Source organism: Candidatus Neomarinimicrobiota bacterium (assembly GCA_018651745.1).
Taxonomy (GTDB): Bacteria; Fidelibacterota; Marinisomatia; order Marinisomatales; family TCS55; genus JAAZYX01.
The window spans coordinates 13,681-39,984 of record JABIDL010000010.1; the positions used below are offsets into that span (position 1 = coordinate 13,681).

The following is a 26,304-nucleotide window of genomic DNA, read 5'->3' on the forward strand; positions in this document are numbered from 1 at the left end:
TTGAAAGGTGATTGGAAAAAGTTGAAAAAAAACCTAAAAGAAAAAATCTATCAAGCCCAGTGTTTGGGAGATGTAGAACCGATTGAGTACATGGTTCCCTACCCAGACATTGCTGCTATAGTTGATGGTATGGTTATTAAACATGGTGACAAGCTTCTGTACTCAGATCTCGGTTGGACGCGAGTTGATGTTCACAATAGAATCAAGCAAACAGCAAATTGGCTAATGAGTCAAGGCGTAAATCCCAAAGAACGCGTGTTTCTGGAACCGATCCAATTTCCCTATGCTGAAATTCTCGCTTTTGCGATTTGGACATTAGGTGCATCTCTAGTCATTGCAGATTCTTCAATAGCAGATGAAGCCGCAAACATTACCGGTGCTAGTTTTAGCATTTCAGAAAATCCTTTTCCAAATTGCCTTGATGATCAACCTGAATCCTTCAATCCTACGGTTATACCTTTGTTAAAAGATGAAGCTGTCGTGTATTGCACAAAAGGGGGAAATATTCAATTGAGTCATTATAATGTTTTGGTAAATACATATGGAGTAGAAAAATCATTAATCCTATCCTCAGGATCAGTTTTGTTTTCTGATTTAGACGCGACATCGACTGCGTGGTTAGTATTGCAAACTATACTTCCTCTTTATTCAGGAGGATCTTTCTCGGAAAAAAACCCTAGCTGCTCTTTCGAAAAAGATTATGCCCTTCGATATGAGTGGAAGAAACTCGAAGATCTCTCAGAAAATGAAATCAGCATTTTACCTGAAAATACTGCAGTTTTATCGGTTGGACCCAATCCCATTCATATGACGGGAATTGAATATGAAAATGAAACATTAAAAATTGAAGGGCATTCCATCATGATGGGATATTTAGATGAGGAAAAAAATGAAGAACGTTTTCAGAGCGGATGGTTTTGTAAGAATATAAAAAATGTGTAATTTGATGGTGAAACTATTAAACCACATGCAGAGGACATTATGAAAATTCTATCATACTTTTTCTTTTTTAGCTGGTTTCTGGTAGCGCAGGATTCAGTTTCGGTTCAAGGGGAAAATGGCGGCACAGTTAAAACAGTTGAAATCACCACATATGACGGAAACATATTCTTAGGGGAAATAATTGACGAAACAGAATTTGACTATATCATGAAAACCAACAGCGGGATCGAAATCAAAGTCCCCAAAGCGCGGATAAAAGAAAAAGTGGATATGGTCATTACCGAAGTTAGTGGTGAAGTGTACCGGCCTGACCCGAATAAAAGCATGTATTTGTTTGCACCTTCCGCTTTCCCAATTGAACACAATAAATCTTACTGCCGTGATTTTTGTTTATTTTTTCCCTCTTACAATAGAGGATTCACAAATAGCATTTCCGTACAAGCAGGCGCATTTGTATTTCCGGGAATGCCAATTGAAGAGATTCCAATTGTTGCTTCTGGTAAATATTCTTTCCCGGCCAAGGGTAAGTTCAGGTTTGCGACTGGGATGATGTTCATCAAATGGCCGGATTGGGGTTCAGCCCAAGACAGTGAGAACAGTGACGAGGGTGGAATAACCGGATCTGGTTTTGCATTTTCTACTGCAACCGCCGGTGACCGATTCACCCATTTTTCGGCATCGCTTGGGTGGGGATATTCTTATCAGAATAACACTTGGGATTTCTCAAGTGATCCGATCATTGTTCTTGGTGGAAACTATAGAATGACTTCAAGTCTTGCCTTAGTTTTCGAATTCTGGAAACCGTCAGAAGCGGATATCAACGAGTCACCCATAATGACAGCAATTCGGTTTATCGGAAGAAAAATTTCCGTCGACTTTGGCGGTCTTTACGTTTTGGATATGGAAGGACTTCCTATGCCGTTGATGAATTTTACATATCACATGGATTAATCAGGCTAATCAGCCTAAATCACACATCACATCTTCTGCATGGGTTTTGACACTTACTTTTTCATACGCTTTTTCAATATTTCCATTTTCATCTATTAAATACGTCACGCGGGCAATACCCATATATTCTCTACCATAGAGTTTTTTCTGCACCCACGCATGGTAAACCTTAATCGTTTCCATTTCCGGGTCGCTAACCAAATAAAATGGGTAATTATTTTTCTCTTTAAAATTCAGCAATGCTTTAGGTGAATCTTTGCTCATCCCAATGATGGCAGTATTCCTTTTTTCAAATTGTTTGAATTCATCACGGAATCCTTTGCCTTCAGTTGTTCAGCCGGGGGTGCTTGCTTTAGGAAAAAACCACAGAAGCACTTTTTTCCCGGATAAATCCGATAGCTTCAATACTTCGCCGGAAGCTTCAATCAAAGAAAATTTGGGTGCCTTAGTTCCTATTCTTAGCATGCGCTAGTCTATTTATTCATTATTTTAGTAACAAGTTTTTTTTAAAAATAGAAAAAATAGAAGACCAGGGGAATCAATACTCCGATCCCGGTTAGCCATGCGCCACGTCCGGTAATTCCTTTTTTTCCTTTTAATACGAACAACCCTGTTACAGCTAAGAAAATAAGAACGATGGAAAAAATGTCAGCCATCCAAGTCCATAACTTTTTAGGATGATTCAAATGCAACGCATTAAATTCCTGTAAAATGGCTCTTTTTTGAATACTTTCTAAAGATACATTTCCATTGGATAAATTTACATCAAGCGTTTTGTTGTTTAAAAATATCCTGATATTATTTGGATCTATCATGAACGTGGATTCAATTTTTTCATCTAAATCCAGAGACTGAAGTATTGCATTTATATCTTTTTCATTGGGTGGAAGACTAACATTTGAAACGTCAATTTGATGACGTGAATTTTCAATTTTATAACTTGGATTCCAGTCTGCAACATGGTTTACTGCAATCCCTGAGACACCATAGATTACCGTTAATCCAACTGCCAAATAACCCAAATCACGGTGAAGTATGTTATTCCATTTCCTCCACTTCATCATTTATCAATGACTGCGCCAAGACCTCTTAATCGGTAAATGGTTTTATCTGATTCTGTTATTTTGTAAGAAGATTCATCAAATTTTTCACCAATTTCTTCCGCTTCATGCTTTTTCATTTTTAATGCTTGTTCATCTGAGAGAACTAATTTTTCTAGCGTTCCTTCTGCTACAACTTTTTTCCCTTTTGCTGTTACTGGGAATACAATAACACCGTCGTCCACTTTGACTTGAATAGTTTCATATTCTCGATCGCTTGAAACTTCAATCCAACACCCGCGCATTTTGCAAACATCAATAATAGTACCGGTGATTTGTACTTGTTTGTTTACATATGTTTCCGGTGCATCTAAAATGGATGAAACCGATGTGGGTGATTCAAGGGTAAACTTTTCCCCTAATGATTGCTGTGCAAACAAGATTGAAGATGAAAGTAGGATGATTGTAATGGAATGATGCATGTTTTACCCCCAATTATTGTATATAATATTACCAATTTTTATTTGATTATTAGAACGGTTTTTGATCCGAAACCGTTACCCAAAGATTAAGCTTCCCTCAAAATTGACATTTCATCTATGTAATGCCGAATCGTCATAATGGGATGATGCATCAACATACGTGGACCTGCAAATTTCATCACGAGTTTTATTTTTTCACGCATATCCGGTTTATAACAATGTACTTCGCACTTCGCACAAGTTGGTTTATCTTCATCAAATGGACAATGGATAAGGCGGTGCTTAGCGTATTCAGATAAATGGCTGCATTCGGAACAAAGATCGCTGGTCTTCTCATGTTTTTTCCTACAATATATTTGTATCATTGCATCCACAGTTTGCTTCTCCCTGATGCGCCGCGGATCATGTAACTGATTATTTTGTGAAGCGGTTGATTGTTTTTTATTCATGATATTGAATTCATAATTGCAATGCATTCTGCACCGAAATTTATGGAAGGAATCACTTGTATTTACATTCCTTTGAATTCGGACATCATTTTTAGGAAATCATCTGACCAAACTTTAAAGTTGTCCCGTTCAATTTCTGCTCGCATGGTATCCATAAGCGATAGATAATATTTCAAGTTATGAAGAGAGGCAAGTCGTAGTCCGAAAATTTCATTTACATTTAATAAATGACGGATATATGATCTCGAATATTGGGCGCAAAGTGGACAGGAACAGGATGCATCCACCGGATCCAAATCAGTTTTAAAGGTTTCATTTTTCAAGTTCAATACGCCATTTGATGTAAACACTTGTCCGTTTCGAGCATTCCGTGTTGGAAGCACACAGTCAAACATGTCCATCCCAGCACGAACAGATCGTACTAGATCGGTTGGCCTTCCTACTCCCATCAAATACCGCGGCTGTTTTTTTGGCAATGTTGAATCCAAGAATTCTATCATTTCAAACATGGCGCTTTTTTCTTCACCAACAGCCAATCCGCCAACGGCAATCCCGCACGTCGATAATGGAACCAAAGCTTCCGCACTTTTAAATCTTAGATCCTCGAAAACGCTTCCCTGTACAATCGGAAATAATGTTTGATCCCAATCGTGGATTGGACCGTACTTGGAAAGATAATCATTACAACGAATTGCCCAATCCGTCGTTCGATTAACTGCTTTTTGAACCGTTTTATAATCTGCATTCCCAATCGGGCATTCATCAAATGCCATAATAATATCCGACCCAAGTGATCGCTGAATTTCCATTGAAAATTCTGGCGTAAAATGATGACTGCTTCCGTCCAAATGTGACTGAAACTCAACCCCTTCATCGGAAATTTTATTCATCCTTGAAAGTGAATAAACCTGATAACCGCCGCTGTCGGTTAAGAGAGCACCCGGCCAATTCATAAAAGTGTGCAAACCGCCGGCTCGTTCAATAATTTTATGTCCCGGCCTCAAATAAAGATGATATGTATTTCCTAAAATTAAGTTTGATCCGAGTGAGGTCACTTCCTCAGGTGAAAGTGATTTAACAGCACCTTGTGTCCCAATCGGCATAAAAACTGGTGTTTTAATACTTCCGTGCTGAGTATCTAGCACGCCGGTTCTCGCTGATGTTCGAGAGTCCTGATGATTTACGGTAAATTTCAAAAGTGAATTATTTTAATTATGAAACAACAACTGTGAACCAAAGGGTAAAATAAATTACCAATCATATCCCATAGAAAAAATCCATTGAGGACGAGACGTGGTAAATCCGGGTTCTATATCCCATGCTGCATCTATTCTGAATAAATAAAGGAACGGTATTTTTACGCCAACGCCGAATGTCGAAAAAACCGGTGAAAATGAATCCGGAATGGATGTTCCGTATTTGTCTTGCAACATTGATTGATCGTTGAATTCATCCATAGAATCCCATGCAGCTCCAATATCCATAAATAGGATTCCATGGATGTTCCCAAAAATACCGCCGGAACCAAGCGCAATATAATCGATAAATGGAAACCTGAGCTCAATGTTTGCTAGCGCTACATTTTTCCCGTATCGTTCAGCAAATCGCGCACCTCTAAGGGGAAAAACATATTCTGATAAGTAAATATCTTCTAGAAATGTCCGGCTTGAATCAACAAGTAAATTCTGTTGCCATTGATTTGGATCTTGCTTACCGTTTGTTTCACCTAATCCTGCGAACCAAAGTCCATCTCCACCAAGATAATATTTTTGCGGATCATTTCCAATACTTGCCCCCAATGTTAATCTTCCGGCAAGTGTTACCCTTCTAGAAATCCTTTGATATTTCCGTAGATCAATGGAAAATGTGGTAAAATTAAGGGTTTTGGATCCAATACCGGGACTGAACCGGATCGTTGAATTTGTTCTAAATCCATCAACCGGTCCGGTATATCCATTTACGGAATTATCATAAATCCAACCGATATGCGGAGTTAAAATCGAAAAACCAAATGCGGTATCTAATGCAGTTGTATTGGTCCATGAATCAAGCTCAAAGAGGTCGTAATCAATAAAATTAAGAGATATCCCGCTTTCTAATCTGTTAAATCTATTAAACGGTCTCGATACATAACCGGATAATCCATAATGCCTGAGCCTACCAACAAGTTGATTCAAAAAACCAGTTTCTGGATAATACCGAATGCCTGCATCAAATAGGTTTGCGATATGGAACCCGGAAAGATAAAGATTGGTCCGATTTTTTAAATACGCGTAACTGAGATAATAATCGCTGTCTTTTAAGGTAAGCACCAGCTCGGTTCCCAAAATAATTTGATGATCACCCATAATATCACTAAAGGCAAACATGGCCATCCCGGAAGCGCCAAACATGGTATTGTATGATGGATAGCCTGTGGCAATATCAAGTGAGAATTTCGTTTTATAGGACTGAGAAATATATCCGCCATCTTCGGTTCGCAAGCTGTCCAGCCCAGTAAATAAATCAACATCAGCTTCTTCATTATTATCTTGATTGTTATGAACATAATCGGGAGCAAAAATGTATCTGGCAAAATCCCTACCACGACCACGGCGACCACTTCTATTTTTATCCTGTCGCAAATCCGCGAGTACATCCCCATCAGTTTCTGCAGAAGTAATAAACCCTGTCACTGGAATGTCTTTTGTTTCAAGATTGCTCGGATTCGTTAAAGTAAATACATCCCAACCTCTATCAGTATATCCGGAAAAAACCATCAATTCTCCGTTCGAAGAAAGACTGGGTTGAAAGATACCGGTCAAAACATTGGTAACCGTTTCAGCCGATCCGGTTGTCAAATCATGAGATACCAAATTCCACACACCATTTCTATCAGAAGTAAAAAATAGTTTTTGAGATTGGTCAATCCAAATTGGACCGTTTTCATGATATTTTGTGGAAGTAATCCGAGACATTGAACCGGATTCAATATTTAAGGTGTAAATGTCTCGTTGCCCATAATCGTGATCTACCATTTCAAATTCAGAATCTATCATTCCGAGCCGATCAGTTTGAAATTGATCTCCACGCGATGATACAAATGCAATTTCAGTTCCATCCTGATTCCATGCCGGATCAAAATCTGCAAAAAAATCATTTGTTAAATTTGTCAGCGTTTCGGTATCCAAATCATATATGTAAAGATCGCTGGAAGATTTATCATTACCAACAAACGCGATTTGGTTTTTTACAGGGTTCCACGCCGCAGTGAAAATGCCGTCTAAATCAAAGGGGATCTTTTCTCTTTTGAGTGTTTTCACATCGATAATATAAAGTGCATCTTGTTTCCCGGATTTTGCTGCAAACACTATGCGTTCATTATCAGGTGCCCAAGATATTCCAGGTTGGAGGAATTTCAATTCTTCAAAATCTAAGGATCGGTTTCCCTTTACGAGCCGTTTTATTTCTGTCCCATCAATCGCATCCAATAAATAAATATCTGTATGTCCCAGCCGATCACTTAATACCGCAATACGGCTACCATCCGGAGACAACGCCGGAGATAAATTCATGAAGTTTTTTTCCTTTTCATGATCCGTTAGACGTTTCGCGATATCTTCAATTTCATCCCTATCTTTCACGTCCGGCCAATATTCCTTCTTCAGATATTTATGCCATTGGTTAGTTAGATCTTCAAAATCCATTCCCAAAACACGCTTAAACCCTTTTTCTGTAGATTGGCTTGTGTGTATTTCCCAAAATATTTCCCCTATTTTTTCCCGTCCATACTTCTGGGCTATAAACCGCCATACCGATTGACCACCTTTATATGCTAAGAAATAATCCAATTCTTCAATGGCGGGAATATATTCGTTAATCGCAAGATCTCGTAAAATCATATCGGCTTCTGTGTCCCAATTCATAGACAAAAATTCTGCCAAACCTTCATTTGCCCAAAGAGGTAAGCGAGTTTTAACCTGCCGCGATACCATATTTTGCAACGACCCTCCATAAACCATATCATTAATCATTGCATGAACTAACTCATGGTGAATTACATGCCTAAATTGTTCATAATTACCTTCAAAAGGAATGACAACTCTATTTTTATACAATTCTGTTACGCCACCAACGCCTTCCACCATATAAGCTTGTGTTACATTACTTTGCTGGAAATCGTTGTGGGATAGGTAAACAATAATGGAAACACGATCTTTCAGGGTCCATCTCAAATGTTTTGAAATCTGTTCATAGGAATTCTCAGCCTCTTCGGCAGTGAATTTTGCGATATGTTTTTCATCTTGATAATAATAAATATCAAAATGAGTCGAAGAGATAAAAGACCAATCGAAAACATTATACTGAACTTTATTTTGTCCGAAAGATTGGGCAAGCCCACCCTGAGCGAACAAGCAAAGGATCCAGATTAAATTGAGATGTTTCATTCTTTTCATACCAGTATGATTCAACATTGGTTCCATGACAGTAATTTACGAATTCCTGACATTATTTAATGGTTTCTAGTATTGAATTCGCCTTAGAATAATGAAGTCTATTTCTCTGACGGATTCACTGATAGAAAGTTAATATAGATGATCTAATTATCAATACAATTCAATTGACTCGATGGAACGAGGTTTTTAGTTTCCGTTGCTATGGACTTACCCGTCTATTTTATTTCCGACATTCATCTCATGCTGGACAAATCCGAGAAGGAGAAAATTCGGCGCGAGAAACTATTCACCTTCCTCAGACAGGTAAGGTCAACAGGCGGCACCTTATTTATTGTCGGCGATATATTCGATTTTTATTTTGAATATAGAGATGTGATTCCAAAATCCTATTTCGATTTTTATCATGAATTATATCTTGTCAAGCAATCCGGTGTGGATATTCATTATATGCTGGGTAATCATGATTTCTGGGTTTTGGACTTTATTACAGAGGAAATCACAACACATACGTATTTTAAAGACACTTCATTTAACATAAACGGAAAAACATTTTACATAACGCATGGCGATGGGCATCTTTCTTGGGATCGTGGGTACAGATTGTTAAAATCACTTATCCAGAGCAAAGCCTTTATTTGGCTTTATCGGTATCTTCACCCTAACATTGGGTATAAATTTGGCAAATGGATTTCCAAAAAGGGTAAACATTATGAACACGATGATACTTATAACCGAAAGATATTAAACGATTTGAAGAAATTTGCTTCCAAACTTACGGAGAGCGGCACTGATTTTATTATATGTGGGCATTACCATCAGGCCACCATCACAGATATTGGTCCAGGTAAACTCGTTATTTTAGGAGATTGGCTTTCTATCTTCACTTACGGATTGTTTGATGGCAATGAATTTTCTCTCAACACGTGGAAAAATGATGTGTAAGCAAATCGTTTTAATTTTATTGGCAGGAAGTGTTTTATCCTTTAATGGTTGTTCTAAGATAAAGGGATTATTCGGAAAGAAAGATGTTACTGCAGAAATTAGTTTTGATGAAGTGGAGCGACTACGAATGGCATATCAGGAAGGTAAAATTCAGGCGCTTGAAGAGCTCATCAGCATTTATCACGACTCAAACCAACCGTTTGATTTCAGAATCGCCGCCGGTAAAGCATTAGCAGAAACGCATCATCCTACCGCCTTAAATGCTATCGCTCAAACTGTGGCAGATGCTGAAGCGATGGATTTATCTTTAATGAACACCTCAATTGAGCTACTCGCAACGTTTAAAGATAATCCAAAGGCTGCTGATGCAATGGTTCGCGCAATGCACCAAGTGGAAGAAAAAACAAATGAACTACATATGGCACTCATCCGAAATTTGAATAAAGTGCGGACCAAAGATCAAGTGTTTGCGCTATTAGAATTATATGAAATAAGTAAAGCAAATTTGAACCGAACAGAAAAACTTTTGACGGAAACACTCGGTGCTCTCGGAACTGCAGAAGTTGTTCCGATTTTACTTTCCATTTCTAAAGATCCGGAAATCAATGTTGGAATCCGAAACCGCGCCATAGAAATTCTGGGGAAAAAAGAACCGATGGAAGTAGCTACCGCATTCGCAGAACTGCTCGGAGATCCAAAAACCAATATGGAAGTGCGTGATTTTGCCTTTAATACGCTTGGCGGTGTGAAAGAAGAAAATCTGATACTTGCTCTGCTCCAGACTTACAATACGGGGAAAAAACAATACTTCAGCATGCTGAATACTGTATTAGACGCACTTGGAGAATTCAATGATGCAGAAGTGCGGCTTGCGGTAACAGAAATTGCATTAAATGAGGATTATTCTCCGGCGCTCAGAATGAAAGCTATTCAAAAACTTGGTGAATTTGGTGACAAGAACGTCATCCCAAAACTGCTTAATGTTCTAGAAACATCAGATAATTATATTTATAGGAATGCCATTATCAGATCGCTGGATGCCATGGGAGAATTGGAATCACATGAACAAACATTGAGACGATTGGCGTTTGAAGCGCATCTAGGAAAAACACAATGATGAGACAAATTACTCTACTCACAACCCTAGGTTTTTTGCTGGCGCAGGAACCTCTAGACAGTCTAAACACCGATTCATTAAGCTTGCAAGATATACCATCCATTGATTCAGTTTCAGCCGGCGAGGGTTCAGATCCGATCGTTCCTATCCCACCTTTACGGTTAGAAGATGATAAAGAACCAATGCTAGAAATGGGTGATAAATTTTTTAATTTTGAACCCCGTATAGACAAACTTGAAAGTGAAATAGATTCACTTAAAATGATGGTTAAATTTTACCAAAAATCTCAAGGTGTGCCATCCTTGGATGAAGCATTGCTCAACCTAATAAAAATCCCCCAACTCAGACATCGGGTTGAATTAACTAACGGAACGATTATTATCGGAGAATTGATTGAAGAAAATTTAGATTTTATCATTCTTCAGACCAGCCTTGGCCGTTTAAAAATTGATTCAGAAAAAGTATTACATATTTTCGAAGAAGAACCTGTAAGTGCAAAAATTGAAATATTTGGAGAACCTTTTGTAAATGCTTTCCCGGATAGAGAAGAAATTACCGGAATGGTAAAAAATACAGGTAAATCCAGAGCAGATTTTGTACGTGTTATTGCAAATCTCTGGACCAAAACCACTGACATTGCCGGAAAAGATTCTTCTTTTGTCAGCGGAACCGAAATAACCTATTCCACCGGCGTAATAACCGATTCTGCATTAGAACCGGGCGCCACTACACAGTTTAAAGTTATTGTACCCTTATCAGATGAAAATGATGTTGAATATCGGACCTACGACCTTCGCTGGGTCGAAACAGATTAAGTTAAAATAATTCCTACTTAAACGTATTAAGCGAAACCATAATTGCATTCTGCACGTGCATACGGTTTTCCGCTTCATCAAACACCACCGAATACGAAGCTTCCATAACACCGTCGGAAACTTCACGTCCGCGTTCCGCGGGAAGACAATGCAAAAATAATGAATCCTTCCCTGTTTTTTCCATAAGATTTTCATTGACTTGAAAATCCGCAAATAATTTTTCGCGCTCTTCAGCTTCATCTTTTTGTCCCATAGACGCCCAGACATCCGTATAAACTACATCAGCGCCATCTACAGCGGATGAAGGATCATGGGAAAGTTCAAATGTTGATTCGGTTGAATTATCTACCATTGCAATTGTTTTTGAATCCGGCTCAAACTCACTTGGACAACAACAGATAAAATGCATGGGAAATACACTTGCCAAATGAAGCCAGGAATGCACAATATTATTCCCATCTCCCATGTAGGTTATTTTTAAATCATCCAAATTGCCCCGGCGTTCCCAAATAGTCAGTATATCGGCCATTATTTGACAGGGATGGTTGTAATCCGTCAGTCCGTTTACAACAGGAGACGATGAATGCTCTGCCAGTTCCAACATATGGCTATGGTCAAAAAGCCTCGCCATAATCATATCGTTGTATCGAGATACAACTCGGGCAATATCTTTAATCGCTTCACGCTTTCCGATTCCGATGTCATTGGGTCCAAGAAAGAGTGCGTGCCCTCCCATCCATTCGAATCCTGTTTCAAAAGAAATGCGTGTCCGCGCAGACGGTTTGGCAAAAATCATCGCGAGAGATTGATCCTGAAACGGTTTGAATTTCTCTCTATTGTGGAACTTTATTTTTAATTCTTTTGCAAGATTTAAAAAATTCCAAACTTCTTCTTTAGAATAATCTGAAATGTGAAGAAAATGATTATGCATTATTCACCGATGAATCAGTTCATTAATAATTCAAACAATTTTGATTTTGCCGGTAAAACCAAGGTCGTTTTGTCATCAATAATCCTCTCGTACGCCTCTAACGTCCGCACAAATTCGTAGAAATCCGGATCGGAAGAGAATGATTTTGCATAAATTTCAAGTGCTATTGCTTCACCTTCTCCTCGAGTGGCTTGCGCTACTTTATAGGCTTCGGCTAAAATGATAGTTTTCTCTTTATCAGTAGTTGCTCGGATTTTTTGAGCTTCTTCCTCACCTTCAGATCTGAATTTATTTGCCTGTCGTTTTCGTTCTGCATCCATTCTAGCATAAATAGATTTTTCGTTTTCTTTTGGCAAATCAACTCTTTTAATACGGACATCTACAACTTCAATGCCATATTGCGCTGTAGCTATTTTACTTTCTTCGGTAACCTTTTCTAAAATGATCTCGCGATTCTCTGTGATAATTTCTGCCATATCATGTGTACCAATTTCCCGTCGAAGCTGGGAATACACAATATCATCAAGCCGGCTTAATGCGATAGGAATAGCTTGAACGGTTTTTAAGAAAGTGAGCGGTTCGATAATTTTCCACCGAACAAAATTATCAATGATTAAACTTTTTTTATCTCTACTCAACACTTCTTCAGGGGGAGAATCATATTCCAATAACCGATCGTCAAATCTGCGCAATTCCTGGAATGGAAATGGAAGTTTTACATTCAATCCGGGTTCGGTAATGGTGTGAACGGGTTTCCCAAGTTGAAGAACGACCACTTGTTCACGTTCATCTACAGTAAATACTGAAGTATATACAAACAGAACTCCTAATGCTATTAAACTAAGTATAATGCGTTTCATATTTATTTGCCTCCCTTAGGGTTAAGATTCAATAAATTTAAAACATTTCCGTCCTCAGAATCTGGAATCACTATTTTATCCGCCTTGGATAAAACGTTTTCTACGGTCTCAAGATACAACCGAGTTTTTGTGACGGCTTTTGCTTTTCTATACTCTTTCAACATGGAATTGAATTTTGCTACATCACCTTGAGCGCGACTAATTCGTGCTTCTTTAAATCCTTCAGCTTCTCGTAGTTGTGCTTGTGCCTCCCCCCGCGCTTTTGGAATAATATCGTTCCTGTACCCCTGCGCCTGATTGACCATTCTATTTTTATCCTCTTTTGCCGAAGCGACATCTTTAAAAGCCGCAATCACTTCCTTCGGTGGTGAAACATCCTGAAGCTGAACAGCTACAACTATAATACCTGTATCGTATTTATCCAAAATAGACTGTAACAGTTCTTTGGTTTCTTCCTGAATCATAAACTTCCCGGAGGTTAGAGCTTCATCAATGTTGTGACGCCCAACTACAGTTCTCAGAGATGCTTCGGACGCTTCCCTGACTGTTAATTCCGGTTTTACAAAATTAAAAGAGTACGCGACGGGATCCTTTATTTTGTACTGCACTATCATTTCTGCATCCACAATATTTTCATCACCCGTGAGCATGAGACTTTCTTGTGATATGGTTCGATATTGATTTTGCCCCACTGTTCGAAAACCAATTTCAATTCGCTTCACCTCTGTTACTTTTGGAGTTTGTACGGTTTCAATCGGGAACGGGAAATGATAATTAAGCCCGGATTGTGCTTGTCTTGTGTACTTCCCAAATGTTTGGACAACACCTATTTCATCAGGCCCCACAATATAGATTCCCGATAAAAACCAAAGCAACACACCAATCCCAATTAATGGAACAAGTCCTAACTTTAATAGTCTATCGGGGATATTCACTTCCTGATCTCCTATAATAATACGTCTAGCCATTTGTAATCCTTTCTATTGTTGAATTTGTCTGCGCAATCTGGCAACTGGAATTTTCAATTGATCCCTATATTTTGCTACGGTTCTACGCGCGACTGGGAATCCTTGATTATTTAAAAATTCCATAATTTCTTCATCCGTTAGCGGATGCGATTTGTTTTCCTTTTTTATAATATTTTTCACTTCAAGTTTAATCATTTTATTGCTGATTTCTTCTCCAGATTTAAGTCCAATCGATTCCGAAAAAAAGGACTTTAATTCGAATACTCCATAGGGAGTATCTGCATATTTCCCGCGTGTTGCACGGCTAATCGTGGAAACATCCATGGATATATCATCAGCAATATCTTGAAGTTTCATCGGCGAAATAGAGTTGATATTACCCTTAAAAAACTCAGGTTGCCTAAGCAAAATTGCAGTAGAAACGTTGATTAAAGTCTTTCTCCTTTGGTGTAAAGCATCAATAAACCATTCTGCAGAATTGATCTTTTTTTGTATAAATCGTTTCGCTTCCGCATTCTGCGAATTTTGTTTTGCCATCAATTTATAAGTACTGTTAATTCTCAATTCCGGTATCCAATTATCATTCGTCGTAACGAACCACTCGTCATCTCTTTTTGTCAGAATAACATCCGGAATGACCGTTTCATCCTTGGTAATTTGCTGGGCTTCACCCGGCTTAGGATTTAAACTGGAAATTTGGCCAATTGCCGTTGAAAGATCCTCTTTTGAGCAAGAAAGGGATTTTTCAATTATTTCATAACGATGATTCGCAAAATCATCAAAATGGTCGCTAAGAATTTGATGTGCCAAAGAACCGGTCTTGTTGTTTAGTTGAAGCAAAAGACATTCCCGTAAATTTCGAGCACCTAATCCTTTAGGTTCCAACATATAGATTTTGTTTAATGTATGATCAAGATCTGATTTTGAAATCTCGAATCTATCGGCCAATAGTTCCAAATCAGTCGATAAATAACCTCGTTCATCCAAATTCCAGATAATGTCTTTTGCTATTTCCAGTTCTTCCGTACCCATCCCAAGTAATTCAATTTGTTTGATTAATCCAGCGATAAAATCAGGTCGATCAGGAAGCGGAAGATCTAGCGATTCCTCTTTTCTGGGAGCCGTATAGCCCGGTTCATAATCATCCATTTCTTCATCCCAATCCACCTCGTCTTTACCATCTGTGTCTAATTCGGAATCCTGATCTAATTTTGATTCTTCTTGCTCAAGCGTCGGATTATTTTCTAATTCTTCAATAATACTATCCTCAAGATCTGCCACATTTTTTTGCAACATTGTTGCTTGAAGAATTTGCTGCGGAGTCAGCGATTGTTTTTGGCGTAGTTGTTGTTGAAGTTTTACCATTAATTCAGTTTGAATTTTTCGCCCAAATAAAGGCGGCGCGCCTCTTCATCATTGGCTAATGATTCCGATGTTCCGGATTTGAGAATTTTACCCTCAAAAAGAAGATAAGATCGATCCGTGATGGAAAGCGTTTCTCTAACATTATGATCGGTGATTAAAACTCCAATATTTCGTTTTTTAAGAGAATGAACAATCGATTGAATATCTTCCACTGCAATTGGATCTACTCCCGCAAATGGTTCATCCAAAAGAATGAAATCCGGATCCAAAGCAAGAGTCCTACTGATTTCAACTCGTCGTCGTTCGCCCCCGGATAGGTTGTTCCCTTTATTATTTCTCAAATGGGTAATACTTAAATCTTCTAATAATTTTTCTATCTTTTCTTCCTGAGCGTCTTTATTAAAAGAACTCATTTCCAGCACAAGTTTAAGATTTTCTTCTACTGTTAATTTCCCAAAAATGGAGGGCTCCTGAGCCAAATATCCGATTCCTTTTCTGGCGCGACGATACATAGCTTCGTTGGTGATATCATTTTCATTTAACAAAATCTTACCTTTTGTAGGTTTGATCATACCGGTGATCATATAAAACGTTGTGGTCTTTCCAGCTCCGTTTGGACCAAGCAAACCTACAATTTCACCTTTGCGGACTTCTAGGTCAACATTGCTAACCACCAAACGCCTCCCGTATTGTTTATACAGTCCTTTTGTACTTAGGATTTGTTTCTCAGTCATCATTATTATCCTGTCCAATGACTCCGGATGGCTTTAAAATTTTCCAGTATTCTAGTCCCATATCAGATTCAAAACCAACACCGTATAATGTGTCTTTTTCTTCTGTTACAACCATTACTGAATCATTCGTGAAAACTAATTCTTTTCTATTGTCCCATGAAAGAGTATCTGTAAAAAGAGTTACGCCGCTGTCAGATACCACAATAACTTGTCCAACTGCTTTCATAGAATTTGTTTTTTCGTCCACTGTTGCAAATTGAGATAAAAGATTACTTGTGTGATTTTCATTGTCATCAAAAAAGTCTATGTCAACATTTTGGTCTAAATTGATGAACTGACGATCATGGAATTTTTGTAAATGTCCCGATTTCACAACAGCGCGGCGCAATCCTTCATCCGTCAAAGTGATTGTAACCCCCCAGCTTTCCTGGTCGGGGATTTCTCTGCGGGAATACTCCATCGAATTTTCGGGGAGTTCCGAACATCCTATCAGAATAAATAATACGAGTGAAATTCGGATCTTAAACATCAAGTTATATTTGAAGCAGATTTCATAACTTTGTTAATATTAAGATTGATCAATAGTCTTTCTTAACGCAATCAACGCTTTTTCGTAAGTGTTTGTTTCATTAAGAATCCAAGTTACTGCTTCTCGAAATGCTCCGTCACCACCGTTTGTTTTGGTTATATAAATAGCAATTTCTTTAACGGAATCTACTGCATTGTTTACAGCAATCGGCACCCCCGCTAACTCCATCACTGGGATATCAATAAGATCATCACCAATGAAAGCTATATTTTCATCCTTGAGATTGTGTTTTGATTTTATCTCTTCGTAAGGTCCGATCTTATTTAGAGAACCATTATAAACATCCTCAATGTTGAGTTCCTTAGCGCGTTCTTCAGTCGCATCAGAATATCTTCCGGATATCATGGCGGTTTTTAAATGGGCTGCACGTGCGATCGCCACACCGGCACCATCAGAAACATTGAAACGTTTTAATTCCATTCCGTTAGATCCTTTGTAAATAGAACCATCGGTTAAAACGCCATCTACATCAGTTATCACCATTTTAATTTTTGTTAATTTTTTATGTAAATCAGACATGTTAATTAGATAGCAGATCGAATCCGTTTTAGAGATTCTAGTAATTCACCAAGTTTATTAAGAGGCCATTGGGTAGATGCATCGGACTTTGCTTCATCCACATTATCGTGAATTTCCATAAAAATTGCATCAGTTCCGGCGGCAACTGCAGCGCGAGCCACAACCGGAATAAATTCTCTCATTCCGGACGTCCCATCACCATTTCCGCCCGGTAGTTGAGCGCTATGAGTTGCATCAAATATAACGGGATAATCAAATTTCTGCATGATTGGAATAGACCTCATATCCGAGACTAAATTATTGTATCCAAACTGATGCCCGCGTTCTGTTAGCAAGATCTTATTCGTGCCGGATTCTTTCAGTTTTTCCACAATATTTTTTGCATCCCATGGAGACAGGAACTGACCTTTTTTCACATTAACGACACTTTGGGTTTTTGCAGCTGCAATAAGTAAGTCTGTTTGCCGGCATAAAAATGCGGGTATTTGCAAAATGTCAGCAACTTCAGATGCTGGTTTTGCCTGTTCTGCATTGTGAATATCAGTTAAAATTGGAACATCAAATTCAGATTTTACTTTTGAAAGAATCTCTAATCCTTTTTCAAATCCAAGACCTCTATAAGAATGAATAGATGTTCGATTTGCTTTATCAAAAGAGCTTTTAAATACAAAAGGAAAACCAATTTTTTCAGCAATTTCCTTTATAGAACTTGCCATTTTGAGAGAATGTTCCAAACTTTCAATAACGCAAGGACCTCCTATCAATGGCATAGGGTCTTTCCCGAATTCTATGGTTCCAACGGATACGATATTCATGTCAGCTAATTCTATTCTTGTGCTTTACTGAAGCAGCAACAAAATCTCTGAACAGCGGATGCGCCTTATTTACTCGGCTCTTCAATTCCGGATGAAATTGGCTTGCAACGAACCAGGGATGATTTTGAAGTTCTATCATTTCAACCAAGTTTAGTTCCGTATTTAATCCTGAAAAAATCATCCCAGCATTTTCTAGTTTTGTCCTGTAGCGATTGTTGACTTCCCATCTATGGCGGTGGCGCTCAGAAATCTTCTTTTTTGAATAAGCGTCATACGCTTTTGTACCGGATTTTATCTCGCAATCATAGGCACCTAATCGCATAGTTCCACCTTTTCTACGAATTGCTTTTTGTGACTCCATTAAATCAATCACCGGGGTTGGTGTAGATTTATTGAATTCAGTACTGTTGGCTTTTTCTAATCCACAAACATGTCTTGCAAAATCAATGACAGCACACTGAAGCCCAAGACAAATCCCCAAGAAAGGAATATCATTTTCACGTGCATATTTACAAGATCTGATTTTACCCGCAGAACCACGTGAACCAAACCCGGGTAACAACAATATTCCGTTTATTTCTTTAAAAACTTTTGCCGCATCATTATCATTTTTAATGTTTTCTGTATCAATCCATTCTATCATGATTCGAGCATCATTTTCAACTCCCGAATGAATAAATGCCTCCAACACACTTTTATAGGCATCGGGCAATGCATTGTATTTCCCACACATTGCAATTTTGACTTCGTGTTTCGGGTTTTTGTATCTTGAAATAAATAATTCTAATTCTTCAATAACAGGGGTGCGATCTAACTCAAGCCTTTCTGTAATAAATTCGCCCACTTTTTGTTTTTCAAAAACTAATGGCACTTCGTAAATACTTTCTACTTCCTTTCCTTCAATTACATGACTTGCTGGAACATTACAAAAAAGAGCAATTTTATCGCGGATACTTTTTGTTAATTTATAATCTGAGCGACATAATATCATATCTGGCGCCAATCCAATTTCGCGAAGTTTCATGACCGAATGTTGGGTGGGTTTAGTTTTCAACTCCTCGCTCGCTTTAACATACGGCACAAGAGTTACATGAACAATTAAGTGATTGCGGTAACCGACTTTTACAGACATTTGGCGAATAGCTTCCATAAATGGAAGACTCTCAATATCACCAACGGTACCTCCAACTTCACAAATTACAACATCATATTTTTTTGGTGTATTCACCGCAAGAATTCTTTGCTTTATTTCGTCCGTGATATGGGGAATGACCTGTACCGTTTCACCTAAATAATCTCCAGATCGCTCCCGGTCTAGAACTGTGTGGTACACCTGACCGGCAGTAGCATTGTTATTCTTACTCATATCAACATCAATAAATCGTTCATAATGACCGAGATCTAAATCAGTTTCTGAACCATCATCCAGTACAAATACTTCTCCATGTTGATAAGGGTTCATTGTCCCCGGGTCCACATTCAAATATGGATCCAGTTTAAGAATAGTCACTCTAAGACCAGCGCTTTTTAAAAGATATCCGATGGATGAAGCAGCAATGCCTTTTCCTAAACCAGAGATGACACCTCCAACAACAAAAATATATTTTACAGGTTTAGCCATTGAATTCAAATTCTAATAAATCTTCTTCAGTATCAATCCCATAGTGAGGGTAATCGGTAATTATTGTATGAATGTTAATACCATTTTCCAAAGCTCTCAGTTGTTCTAACCTATGAATTTTTTCAGATTCAGTGGGTGGTAATTGGATAAACTGATTTAAACAATTTTTTGTAAATCCGTACAATCCAATGTGTCGAAAGTAACCTGCAGAACCCCAATTGCTGGATTCTCGTGTAAATGAGACTGCAATTTGATTTTCATCCAAAAGAGTCTTCACGACATTCGGATTTAGGACATCATTCGCTGTTAAAACTGTAGAAACTACTGTCACCATAGAAATGTTGGACTCAGACAGTTTTTCAACCATAGCATCCAAAATCTCAGGCTTCAATCCCGGTTCATCTGCCTGAATATTGATGATAAAATCGGCATTATTTTCTGACAATACCTCCCCAACTCGGTCTGTCCCCGATGTATGATCTTCTGATGTCATGACTGTTTTTAATTTATAGGATTTAAGCGCGTCTTGGGTTTCTTTATTGTCGATTGCAATTAAAATTTTATCCAATTTTTCTGATTTTTCAGCTTGTTCTGCAACAATAGCAACCATCGGTTTCCCTTGAATGGGGGCAAGAATTTTTCGAGGAAAACGTGTAGAATTCAGACGAGCCGGTATTACGCCAATGGTAGTCACTTGGACGACCCTTTTTCAGTTTTTTGGATGACGGGCGGAACTGCAACATGCCCATGTTTTGATTTTGGTGCAAGGCTCAAAACAGTTTCCTGATCTAAAGACTTCTCCGGTTTATCTTCCCGAGTGTTATTTGCAAGATCAAGCACATGGCTTAGTGGCCCTACTCCGTCAGTATCTAGTTCGTTTAATTGATCCATATAATTCAAGATTTTATTAAATTGTTCCGTAAATAAAGGGACCTCGTCATTTCGAAGAGCTAGCCGTGCAAGCTCAGCAATTTTTAAGACGTCTTCCTCTGTGACTTTTTGCGAATTTGACATTAAATGGGAACCGTTACAAGAGGTGAAGTTAGGCTAAGACCCGTTCTCGTATCAAGCGAAAGGATTGACGAATTTAGAATAGAAGTTTATCCTTTTTCTGTAATAAATAATCCATAGCAGCTTCGTGTGAATTTTCAATTTCACCATTCAAGATAGCAGATTCAATCTCCTTTTTAATTTTTCCAACCACTTTGCCTTCCTTTAAGTCACAGATTTTCATAATCTCTTCCCCGCGTACCGGTGACTGAAATGCTTTCATGGCGTCTCTTTCTTGGACATTCCGCATTCGCTCTTCTACGCGCTCGAAATTCCCCATATATTTTTCTACCAATTTGGGGTTTTGGCTAGTGATATCCGCCCGACAAAGTTTCATTAAATCATCAATTTCCTCTCCCGCTGCTACCATCAACCGACGTACAGCTGAGTCCGTCACATTTTTTTGAGCAAGTGCAATGGGTCTAAGATGAAGTCGAGTTAATTTTTGAAGATAATCTTTTAAATGATTAGAAAGTTTCATCCGTCTTGCCATTTTGTCAACCATTCGTGCACCAATTTCATCGTGGCCATGGAATGTATATCCTTTATTCTTAACCAATCTGCGAGTCCTCGGTTTTGCAATGTCGTGAACCAGCGCAGCAAATCTCAATTCCGGTTTTTCAGAAAGAGCCGCTGCGTTATCTACAACCTGAAGAGTATGCGTATAAATATCCTTGTGATGCCATTTGCTAGTTTGCTCAAGACCTACCATTATATCAATTTCGGGAAAAACAAATTTCAGTAAACCTGCAGATTGCAAAATTCGCAAGCCAATGCTAGGTATTGGCGATGCAAGAACCTTCATTAACTCAGTCGTAATTCTTTCTTGAGAAACAATAGAAATTCGTTCTGATTGTTTTGCCATCGCTTTCAAACATTTGTCATCCAATTCAAAATTCAGTTCCGAGGAAAAATATGCTGCCCTCATCATTCTCAATGGATCATCAGAAAAAGTTTCATCCGGGCTTAAGGGTGTTACCAGCCTCTTTGACTGTAAATCCACAATTCCCTGAAATGGGTCGATTAATTCACCAAAATTAGTTGGCATTAAATTTATTGCCATTGCGTTGACAGTAAAATCTCTGCGTCTGAGATCTGTTTGGATATCAGCTGGTTCTATTTTGTGTGGATTGCGAGAATCCTTTTCATACGCCTCTGTCCGTCCACCTGTAACTTCAATCGGATAGGGATTACTGGGAATATGTGCTGTATCGAATTTTTCAAATGTGACTACTTTATTAATCCCAAGTTTTTTGGCAATGAGGTTTGCCATTTTTATTCCGTCACCTGTCACCATCAAATCAAATTCCTTTACAGGCCTTCCCAAGAATAAATCACGCACATAGCCGCCAACCACGTATATATCCATTCCGGATTTTTCTCCGAGCTTCCCCAATAACTCAAGAATTTCAGTAGCTTCTTTATTTTTCTTGATTAGATCAGTTAGATTTGCCATGCTAAAAATTACACGTAAGTTTTCAAAATTTGAATGATTGTTGCCCCGATCCAACTTTTGTATTTTCCAGTGAAATGAAAACGCAAATCAAACCAATCCGGATATTAATCGCATCCTTTTTGTTTTCTGTTACATTAGCCCAATTTGGGAAGATAAGTGTAACACTGAACGACAAGCTTTTGCGGGGAAATGAACGTCAAGAAATAACATCACTTGCAGTTGAGATTCAAAGATTTTTTCAACTTTCTGTATGGGATGATGATTGGAAAAATCTCAATATTCCCTTGAATATCCAACTAATTTTTGAAGGTGCTGTTTCTAAAGGATCACAAAATACCTTCCTTATTCAGGCGTTATTTTTTACCAATACAGACCAGAGATTTTTTGACAGTTCGGTTCAATTTTATTATAATTCCGGTGGAACCATTTTTTATGATCCCGTCCAATTTGATCCTTTAGGAGGTTTTCTTGCTTTTTATGCACATCTCATTCTCGCAGGAGAAATGGACACATATGAACCTTTACGAGGAACTCCACATATAGAAAAAGCTAGGACCATCGCATTAAGAGGCGTTGGGTCGGATTATTCGAATGGTTGGGCATCGCGAACGAAAATGATTAATGATATTACCTCAAACTCTGCTTTTCGTGAAGGAAAATTCAGTTACTATTATGGGATGGAACTGTTCAAATTAGGAGAAACAGAACAGGCTCTTGAAGAGTTCCAAACCATGATGAAAAATTTTGAACTGGTCTATGAACGTTTCCCTAGAGCTAGAACGCAATACTTCATAAAAGCACATGTCGAAGAGTTAACAACAACTCTAACCACCCTTCAACAATACCCAATCCTGATAAGATTAAGCGAAATGGATTCTGGAAGCGCTTCGGTGTTGCTTAGGAATATGGTAAAAGAAACTAAGAATTAAACAGAAAAATTTTGACTTTCTGCCGTGTTGAGCCAATCGCTTAGGCTCTGGGCATTTTTATCTTTGTCAGATAATACCGGATTGTCAATCGGCCATTCTATACCAATTTCCGGATCGTTCCACAGAATACCTCCTTCGCCGGCAGCATTATATTCTCCGGTACATTTATACTGAATTTCTGTTATTTCACTTAAAGAACAAAATCCTCTGGCAAATCCAGCTGGTGCATAAATTTGCACTTTATTTTCTTCATTTACTTCACGCCCAACCCATTCACCCAAGGTTGGCGAGCCATGCCGGATATCCACCGCAACAAGAAATGCACAACCACGTGTTACTCGCATGAGTTTTCCCATGGGTGGATTCCACTGGAAATGAATACCTCTAATAACATGCTTCGAAGAACGTGAATGGTTATCTTGTACAAATTCCTTTTTAATTCCAAAATCATTAAAGACCGATTTCTTAAAAGCCTCCATAAAAAATCCGCGATCATCTGCTAATACATTTGGCTGCAGGACAATTAATCCATCTATGGGTGTTGTTTCAACCTTCATCATATTCAATTATTTAAATAATTTTTCAAATACTCTTATATTATAATAATTATCTGAATCAAAATCAAATCCCTCAGGAAAATTTTCTGCAAGTTCAGATAAAACAGATTCGATAGAACCCTTAAACGTTGCACCTAAAACATTTTGGGCCTTTTGGGTGGTTACCTTATAATTCCGGAAATCTTCGATACTTTTAATATCCATATCAATTTTCATTCCAAATTTTTGTGACAGAGTTTCCCAAATCCTATCAGCAACTTGACCCACGGTAAAATTTCCTGATGCAACATTAAACACACCACTAATTTGGGAATCGGCCTGAATAGAACGAATGTAAACCATCACTGCATCTTCAATCGCAAGAATCGGCCTCCAAATAGAAGGATTGTTGACTGTTATTTTTTTCTTTGTCATTGCCGTCATATACATTGTGTTAATAATAAGATCAAATCTCATTCGCGGGCTGTATCCGGAGACTGTACCTTGGCGAAGGCAGATAACAGAAAAAGAATCATCCTGAAGGTGAAGCGCGCCAAACTCTCCCTGTAGTTTTGAAATTCCATACGGATACGAACATGTGACGGGATCTGTTTCGCCGTACAATTGATCGGCAGCATAACCATACACTGAGCATGAATCAGCATATATGTAGCGTTTTACACCAGCCTCCTTTGCTATGTAGGCGAGGTAACCCGGGGCAGCTGCATTGGAAATAAAATTTGTGGACGGCGAAAATTCAGCCATCGGGTCATTTGACACTCCACCCAAAAATATGACTTGATCAAACCCTTCTAAATCTTTTGCGGTCAGATCAAAAATATCCTTTTCAATTAAATTCACTCCTTCTGGTAAATGGTTCCCAAACCACATCAAATCAGCAACAGTAACATCGTAATGATGAACCAATAAATCCGGGGCCAACCTCGATCCTATATATCCTGCACCTCCAGCAACAAAAATTTTCATGAATCCGAATCCTTATTTTTTATGGTTTTTAATCGATCTAAATTTAATGACGTATCAAACGGCACCTTAAAAGAAACATCATCCCGCATTAATTCCCCTACATCTGTTTTTCCAAGCTTAATAGCAAGATTCTTTACTGTTTTTCGTTCGGTGCCAACGTGAATTGTCCCGGTTAAATCTTCTCTGAAAGCAACATCCAAAATCATGGGAGTTATCACCTTGACTGAATCCCGTGAAGTAAATTGATCAATAAAAGCTTTGTCATGCGGAAAAACTTGCTCGCAAAATGAAGTACGGATGATGAGGGATTTAGCATACATCTTAACCGAACATTCTCCGCCAAGTTTTGACCATGCATACAGGTTTTGTGGATTTAAAGCATCATCTTCAGAATAATTCCCACGATCTCCTGAAAATACGTAATCAGTTGAAAGATATACCAATCGTAAATCATGTTTTGAACAAACTCGCACGATATTTGCAGTACCGATAATATTTGCAGAGATTGCTCTCATCGGTTCTTCCTCAGCTTTAGGAGGCGATGTAAAAGCTGCAGCGTGGATTAACGTGGTACATTCTGATTTAGAAATCCATTCATCCATCGCACCATAATTTTCTACATCAAATTGATCATGCGGCGGTGCTTGAATTTCCGGTACCTGATTTTTTATCTCAGTACCTAAAAGTCCACTTCCGCCAGTGAGGATAATATTTCGGAAATCTATTGCCATACGTCATTGAAAGTTAATTTATGGCGTAGAAAATAATCAATCGCTAAACTTCGATGAAGCATAAGATGGTCCAGTGAACCATCGTCTACTTTTCGAAGCGACTGAACATCATTACGCTTAGTTCTGATTATTGGAAACTTTTTTATCAGCCATTTATGTGCCTCTAAGACAGCTGTAGTTTTCTCAAAATCAAATGTTAAAATGGCTTTAATTACAACCAAATAATCCAATAAAAATCGAAAAGGAAGCAAATATGCCAGCCGTTTTTTTGAGTAATTTTTCATCATCATAAATACGCTATTCCGGTGATTCCAATACACTTTCATAAAGCTGTCCGGTTTAATTGTTCCACCGGCATAATGGTATATCATCGAATCGGTTCGAATTCGAAGCCGGTACCCACCCAGTAGCATTCTCCAGCAAAGGTCAATTTCTTCCATGTGATGAACAAAGTCATCATCCAAACCGCCGATTTCATCAAGAACACTTTTCCGAATTGCTATCGAGGCGCCGGAAGCCCAAAATAAATCTCTGTTCTCATCATATTGACCATTATCTTTTTCGATAGTGTAAAAAACGCGACCCCGAAGAAATGGAAATCCGTAAATATCCATGAATCCTCCAGAAGCGCCGGCATACTCAAATTCATCTCTGTTGATCATATGCCTTATTTTGGGTTGAACGGCAGCAATTATTTCATCGGATTGAAATTCCTCAATAATTGGCTCAAGCCAACCAGGTGTGACTTCAACATCATTATTCAATAACAAAACATACTCACCGGAAGCATGTTTAATGCCTAAATTATTTCCAGCACTATATCCGATGTTCCCACCTGCTTCTATAATTTTAACTTTCTGATAATTCTTTCTTACAAAACGGACACTTTCATCATCAGACGCATTATCCACCATCAACAATTCAACATTAGAATAGGTCGTTTTGTAGAGCGAATCAAAACAGGTCTTCAGAAAACGAAGCCCATTATAATTCAGGACAATGATTGAAATGTGGGGAATTTTTTCCACGATTAATACCA

The 26,304-nt window shown here is 38.3% G+C and carries 28 protein-coding genes; 6 read left to right on the forward strand and 22 right to left on the reverse strand.

The features are described 5' to 3' along the window. Positions 1-21: 21 nt before the first annotated feature. Together HOD97_01145 and HOD97_01150 are read left to right on the forward strand one after the other, a co-directional pair. Complete coding sequence (locus HOD97_01145) at positions 22-942, forward strand: hypothetical protein (GenBank protein MBT4280214.1); 921 nt, start codon at positions 22-24, stop codon at positions 940-942. 39 nt (positions 943-981) lie between these two features. Continuing rightward, positions 982-1,893, forward strand: coding sequence for a hypothetical protein (locus HOD97_01150; GenBank protein MBT4280215.1), 912 nt, complete (start codon positions 982-984; stop codon positions 1,891-1,893). 9 nt (positions 1,894-1,902) lie between these two features. On the opposite strand, the gene bcp is transcribed toward HOD97_01150, so the two are convergent. From bcp to HOD97_01180, 6 genes are all read right to left on the reverse strand, one after another. Beyond that, on the reverse strand, positions 1,903-2,358 hold the full coding sequence (gene bcp, locus HOD97_01155; protein MBT4280216.1) for a thioredoxin-dependent thiol peroxidase: 456 nt from the start codon (positions 2,356-2,358) through the stop codon (positions 1,903-1,905). A 41-nt stretch (positions 2,359-2,399) separates the two neighbouring features. Further along, positions 2,400-2,957 (reverse strand): hypothetical protein, encoded by a 558-nt coding sequence (locus HOD97_01160; protein ID MBT4280217.1) that lies wholly within the window; start codon positions 2,955-2,957, stop codon positions 2,400-2,402. Continuing rightward, positions 2,954-3,415 (reverse strand): DUF4920 domain-containing protein, encoded by a 462-nt coding sequence (locus HOD97_01165; GenBank protein ID MBT4280218.1) that lies wholly within the window; start codon positions 3,413-3,415, stop codon positions 2,954-2,956. Before HOD97_01165 ends, HOD97_01160 begins: the two co-directional genes overlap by 4 nt. A gap of 86 nt (positions 3,416-3,501) precedes the next feature. Next, a complete protein-coding gene (locus HOD97_01170) occupies positions 3,502-3,864 on the reverse strand; it encodes a nitrous oxide-stimulated promoter family protein (protein ID MBT4280219.1) in 363 nt (120 codons plus the stop codon). A gap of 62 nt (positions 3,865-3,926) precedes the next feature. After that, complete coding sequence (tgt, locus tag HOD97_01175; protein MBT4280220.1) at positions 3,927-5,060, reverse strand: tRNA guanosine(34) transglycosylase Tgt; 1,134 nt, start codon at positions 5,058-5,060, stop codon at positions 3,927-3,929. A gap of 54 nt (positions 5,061-5,114) precedes the next feature. Continuing rightward, positions 5,115-8,291, reverse strand: coding sequence for a hypothetical protein (locus HOD97_01180; protein ID MBT4280221.1), 3,177 nt, complete (start codon positions 8,289-8,291; stop codon positions 5,115-5,117). Between the two features lie 210 nt (positions 8,292-8,501). Between HOD97_01180 and HOD97_01185 the strand changes: the two genes are divergently transcribed. Genes HOD97_01185 through HOD97_01195 form a run of 3 tightly spaced genes read left to right on the forward strand, consistent with a single transcriptional unit; the run spans position 8,502 to position 11,174 of the window. Beyond that, complete coding sequence (locus HOD97_01185; GenBank protein MBT4280222.1) at positions 8,502-9,242, forward strand: UDP-2,3-diacylglucosamine diphosphatase; 741 nt, start codon at positions 8,502-8,504, stop codon at positions 9,240-9,242. After that, positions 9,205-10,359 carry a hypothetical protein gene (locus tag HOD97_01190; GenBank protein MBT4280223.1) on the forward strand — a complete coding sequence of 385 codons (1,155 nt, stop codon included), beginning with the start codon at positions 9,205-9,207 and terminating at the stop codon, positions 10,357-10,359. Before HOD97_01185 ends, HOD97_01190 begins: the two co-directional genes overlap by 38 nt. Next, positions 10,356-11,174: a hypothetical protein gene (locus HOD97_01195; protein ID MBT4280224.1), complete on the forward strand. Its 819-nt coding sequence runs from the start codon at positions 10,356-10,358 to the stop codon at positions 11,172-11,174. The genes HOD97_01190 and HOD97_01195 overlap by 4 nt, the downstream gene beginning before the upstream one ends. A 13-nt stretch (positions 11,175-11,187) precedes the next feature. Here HOD97_01195 and argF read toward each other — a convergent pair whose 3' ends face one another. The 12 genes from argF to HOD97_01255 form a co-directional block, all read right to left on the reverse strand. Further along, positions 11,188-12,105: an ornithine carbamoyltransferase gene (gene argF / locus HOD97_01200; GenBank protein MBT4280225.1), complete on the reverse strand. Its 918-nt coding sequence runs from the start codon at positions 12,103-12,105 to the stop codon at positions 11,188-11,190. Positions 12,106-12,119: 14 nt separating this feature from the next. Next, positions 12,120-12,965 (reverse strand): protease modulator HflC, encoded by an 846-nt coding sequence (hflC, locus tag HOD97_01205; protein ID MBT4280226.1) that lies wholly within the window; start codon positions 12,963-12,965, stop codon positions 12,120-12,122. Between the two features lie 2 nt (positions 12,966-12,967). After that, a complete protein-coding gene (hflK, locus tag HOD97_01210) occupies positions 12,968-13,933 on the reverse strand; it encodes an FtsH protease activity modulator HflK (GenBank protein MBT4280227.1) in 966 nt (321 codons plus the stop codon). 12 nt (positions 13,934-13,945) lie between these two features. Further along, positions 13,946-15,298, reverse strand: a complete 1,353-nt coding sequence (gene rpoN / locus HOD97_01215) for an RNA polymerase factor sigma-54 (protein MBT4280228.1) — start codon at positions 15,296-15,298, stop codon at positions 13,946-13,948. Next, a complete protein-coding gene (gene lptB, locus HOD97_01220) occupies positions 15,298-16,035 on the reverse strand; it encodes an LPS export ABC transporter ATP-binding protein (GenBank protein MBT4280229.1) in 738 nt (245 codons plus the stop codon). The genes rpoN and lptB overlap by 1 nt, the downstream gene beginning before the upstream one ends. Next, on the reverse strand, positions 16,025-16,561 hold the full coding sequence (gene lptC, locus HOD97_01225) for an LPS export ABC transporter periplasmic protein LptC (protein ID MBT4280230.1): 537 nt from the start codon (positions 16,559-16,561) through the stop codon (positions 16,025-16,027). The genes lptB and lptC overlap by 11 nt, the downstream gene beginning before the upstream one ends. Before the next feature lie 39 nt (positions 16,562-16,600). After that, positions 16,601-17,140, reverse strand: coding sequence for an HAD hydrolase family protein (locus HOD97_01230; GenBank protein ID MBT4280231.1), 540 nt, complete (start codon positions 17,138-17,140; stop codon positions 16,601-16,603). Between the two features lie 5 nt (positions 17,141-17,145). After that, on the reverse strand, positions 17,146-17,955 hold the full coding sequence (gene kdsA, locus HOD97_01235; protein MBT4280232.1) for a 3-deoxy-8-phosphooctulonate synthase: 810 nt from the start codon (positions 17,953-17,955) through the stop codon (positions 17,146-17,148). A gap of 1 nt (position 17,956) precedes the next feature. Continuing rightward, entirely contained in the window at positions 17,957-19,576 is a 1,620-nt protein-coding gene (locus HOD97_01240; GenBank protein ID MBT4280233.1) for a CTP synthase, read from the reverse strand. Then, entirely contained in the window at positions 19,569-20,270 is a 702-nt protein-coding gene (gene kdsB / locus HOD97_01245) for a 3-deoxy-manno-octulosonate cytidylyltransferase (GenBank protein MBT4280234.1), read from the reverse strand. The genes HOD97_01240 and kdsB overlap by 8 nt, the downstream gene beginning before the upstream one ends. Next, on the reverse strand, positions 20,267-20,590 hold the full coding sequence (gatC, locus tag HOD97_01250) for an Asp-tRNA(Asn)/Glu-tRNA(Gln) amidotransferase subunit GatC (protein ID MBT4280235.1): 324 nt from the start codon (positions 20,588-20,590) through the stop codon (positions 20,267-20,269). The genes kdsB and gatC overlap by 4 nt, the downstream gene beginning before the upstream one ends. A 73-nt stretch (positions 20,591-20,663) precedes the next feature. Then, positions 20,664-22,082: an HD domain-containing protein gene (locus tag HOD97_01255; GenBank protein ID MBT4280236.1), complete on the reverse strand. Its 1,419-nt coding sequence runs from the start codon at positions 22,080-22,082 to the stop codon at positions 20,664-20,666. A gap of 74 nt (positions 22,083-22,156) precedes the next feature. Here HOD97_01255 and HOD97_01260 point away from each other — a divergent pair, with 74 nt between their 5' ends. Beyond that, positions 22,157-23,011: a DUF4835 family protein gene (locus HOD97_01260; protein ID MBT4280237.1), complete on the forward strand. Its 855-nt coding sequence runs from the start codon at positions 22,157-22,159 to the stop codon at positions 23,009-23,011. Here the strand turns inward: HOD97_01260 and rfbC are convergent. Genes rfbC through HOD97_01280 form a run of 4 tightly spaced genes read right to left on the reverse strand, consistent with a single transcriptional unit; the run spans position 23,008 to position 26,293 of the window. Then, complete coding sequence (gene rfbC, locus HOD97_01265; GenBank protein MBT4280238.1) at positions 23,008-23,568, reverse strand: dTDP-4-dehydrorhamnose 3,5-epimerase; 561 nt, start codon at positions 23,566-23,568, stop codon at positions 23,008-23,010. The genes HOD97_01260 and rfbC overlap by 4 nt on opposite strands. A gap of 9 nt (positions 23,569-23,577) precedes the next feature. After that, positions 23,578-24,534: an SDR family oxidoreductase gene (locus HOD97_01270; protein ID MBT4280239.1), complete on the reverse strand. Its 957-nt coding sequence runs from the start codon at positions 24,532-24,534 to the stop codon at positions 23,578-23,580. Then, positions 24,531-25,265, reverse strand: a complete 735-nt coding sequence (locus HOD97_01275) for a sugar nucleotide-binding protein (GenBank protein ID MBT4280240.1) — start codon at positions 25,263-25,265, stop codon at positions 24,531-24,533. Before HOD97_01275 ends, HOD97_01270 begins: the two co-directional genes overlap by 4 nt. Beyond that, complete coding sequence (locus HOD97_01280) at positions 25,256-26,293, reverse strand: glycosyltransferase family 2 protein (protein ID MBT4280241.1); 1,038 nt, start codon at positions 26,291-26,293, stop codon at positions 25,256-25,258. The genes HOD97_01275 and HOD97_01280 overlap by 10 nt, the downstream gene beginning before the upstream one ends. Positions 26,294-26,304 lie beyond the last annotated feature (11 nt).

Coding starts and splice junctions, on each gene's coding strand:
- HOD97_01150 (MBT4280215.1), top strand. CDS start 982: ATGAAAATTCTATCATACTTTTTCTTTTTTAGCTGGTTTCTGGTAGCG.
- HOD97_01160 (MBT4280217.1), bottom strand. CDS start 2,957: ATGATGAAGTGGAGGAAATGGAATAACATACTTCACCGTGATTTGGGT.
- HOD97_01165 (MBT4280218.1), bottom strand. CDS start 3,415: ATGCATCATTCCATTACAATCATCCTACTTTCATCTTCAATCTTGTTT.
- HOD97_01170 (MBT4280219.1), bottom strand. CDS start 3,864: ATGAATAAAAAACAATCAACCGCTTCACAAAATAATCAGTTACATGAT.
- HOD97_01180 (MBT4280221.1), bottom strand. CDS start 8,291: ATGAAACATCTCAATTTAATCTGGATCCTTTGCTTGTTCGCTCAGGGT.
- HOD97_01185 (MBT4280222.1), top strand. CDS start 8,502: ATGGACTTACCCGTCTATTTTATTTCCGACATTCATCTCATGCTGGAC.
- HOD97_01190 (MBT4280223.1), top strand. CDS start 9,205: ATGAATTTTCTCTCAACACGTGGAAAAATGATGTGTAAGCAAATCGTT.
- HOD97_01195 (MBT4280224.1), top strand. CDS start 10,356: ATGATGAGACAAATTACTCTACTCACAACCCTAGGTTTTTTGCTGGCG.
- argF (MBT4280225.1), bottom strand. CDS start 12,105: ATGCATAATCATTTTCTTCACATTTCAGATTATTCTAAAGAAGAAGTT.
- hflC (MBT4280226.1), bottom strand. CDS start 12,965: ATGAAACGCATTATACTTAGTTTAATAGCATTAGGAGTTCTGTTTGTA.
- hflK (MBT4280227.1), bottom strand. CDS start 13,933: ATGGCTAGACGTATTATTATAGGAGATCAGGAAGTGAATATCCCCGAT.
- rpoN (MBT4280228.1), bottom strand. CDS start 15,298: ATGGTAAAACTTCAACAACAACTACGCCAAAAACAATCGCTGACTCCG.
- lptB (MBT4280229.1), bottom strand. CDS start 16,035: ATGATGACTGAGAAACAAATCCTAAGTACAAAAGGACTGTATAAACAA.
- lptC (MBT4280230.1), bottom strand. CDS start 16,561: ATGTTTAAGATCCGAATTTCACTCGTATTATTTATTCTGATAGGATGT.
- HOD97_01230 (MBT4280231.1), bottom strand. CDS start 17,140: ATGTCTGATTTACATAAAAAATTAACAAAAATTAAAATGGTGATAACT.
- kdsA (MBT4280232.1), bottom strand. CDS start 17,955: ATGAATATCGTATCCGTTGGAACCATAGAATTCGGGAAAGACCCTATG.
- HOD97_01240 (MBT4280233.1), bottom strand. CDS start 19,576: ATGGCTAAACCTGTAAAATATATTTTTGTTGTTGGAGGTGTCATCTCT.
- gatC (MBT4280235.1), bottom strand. CDS start 20,590: ATGTCAAATTCGCAAAAAGTCACAGAGGAAGACGTCTTAAAAATTGCT.
- HOD97_01255 (MBT4280236.1), bottom strand. CDS start 22,082: ATGGCAAATCTAACTGATCTAATCAAGAAAAATAAAGAAGCTACTGAA.
- HOD97_01260 (MBT4280237.1), top strand. CDS start 22,157: ATGAAAACGCAAATCAAACCAATCCGGATATTAATCGCATCCTTTTTG.
- rfbC (MBT4280238.1), bottom strand. CDS start 23,568: ATGAAGGTTGAAACAACACCCATAGATGGATTAATTGTCCTGCAGCCA.
- HOD97_01270 (MBT4280239.1), bottom strand. CDS start 24,534: ATGAAAATTTTTGTTGCTGGAGGTGCAGGATATATAGGATCGAGGTTG.
- HOD97_01275 (MBT4280240.1), bottom strand. CDS start 25,265: ATGGCAATAGATTTCCGAAATATTATCCTCACTGGCGGAAGTGGACTT.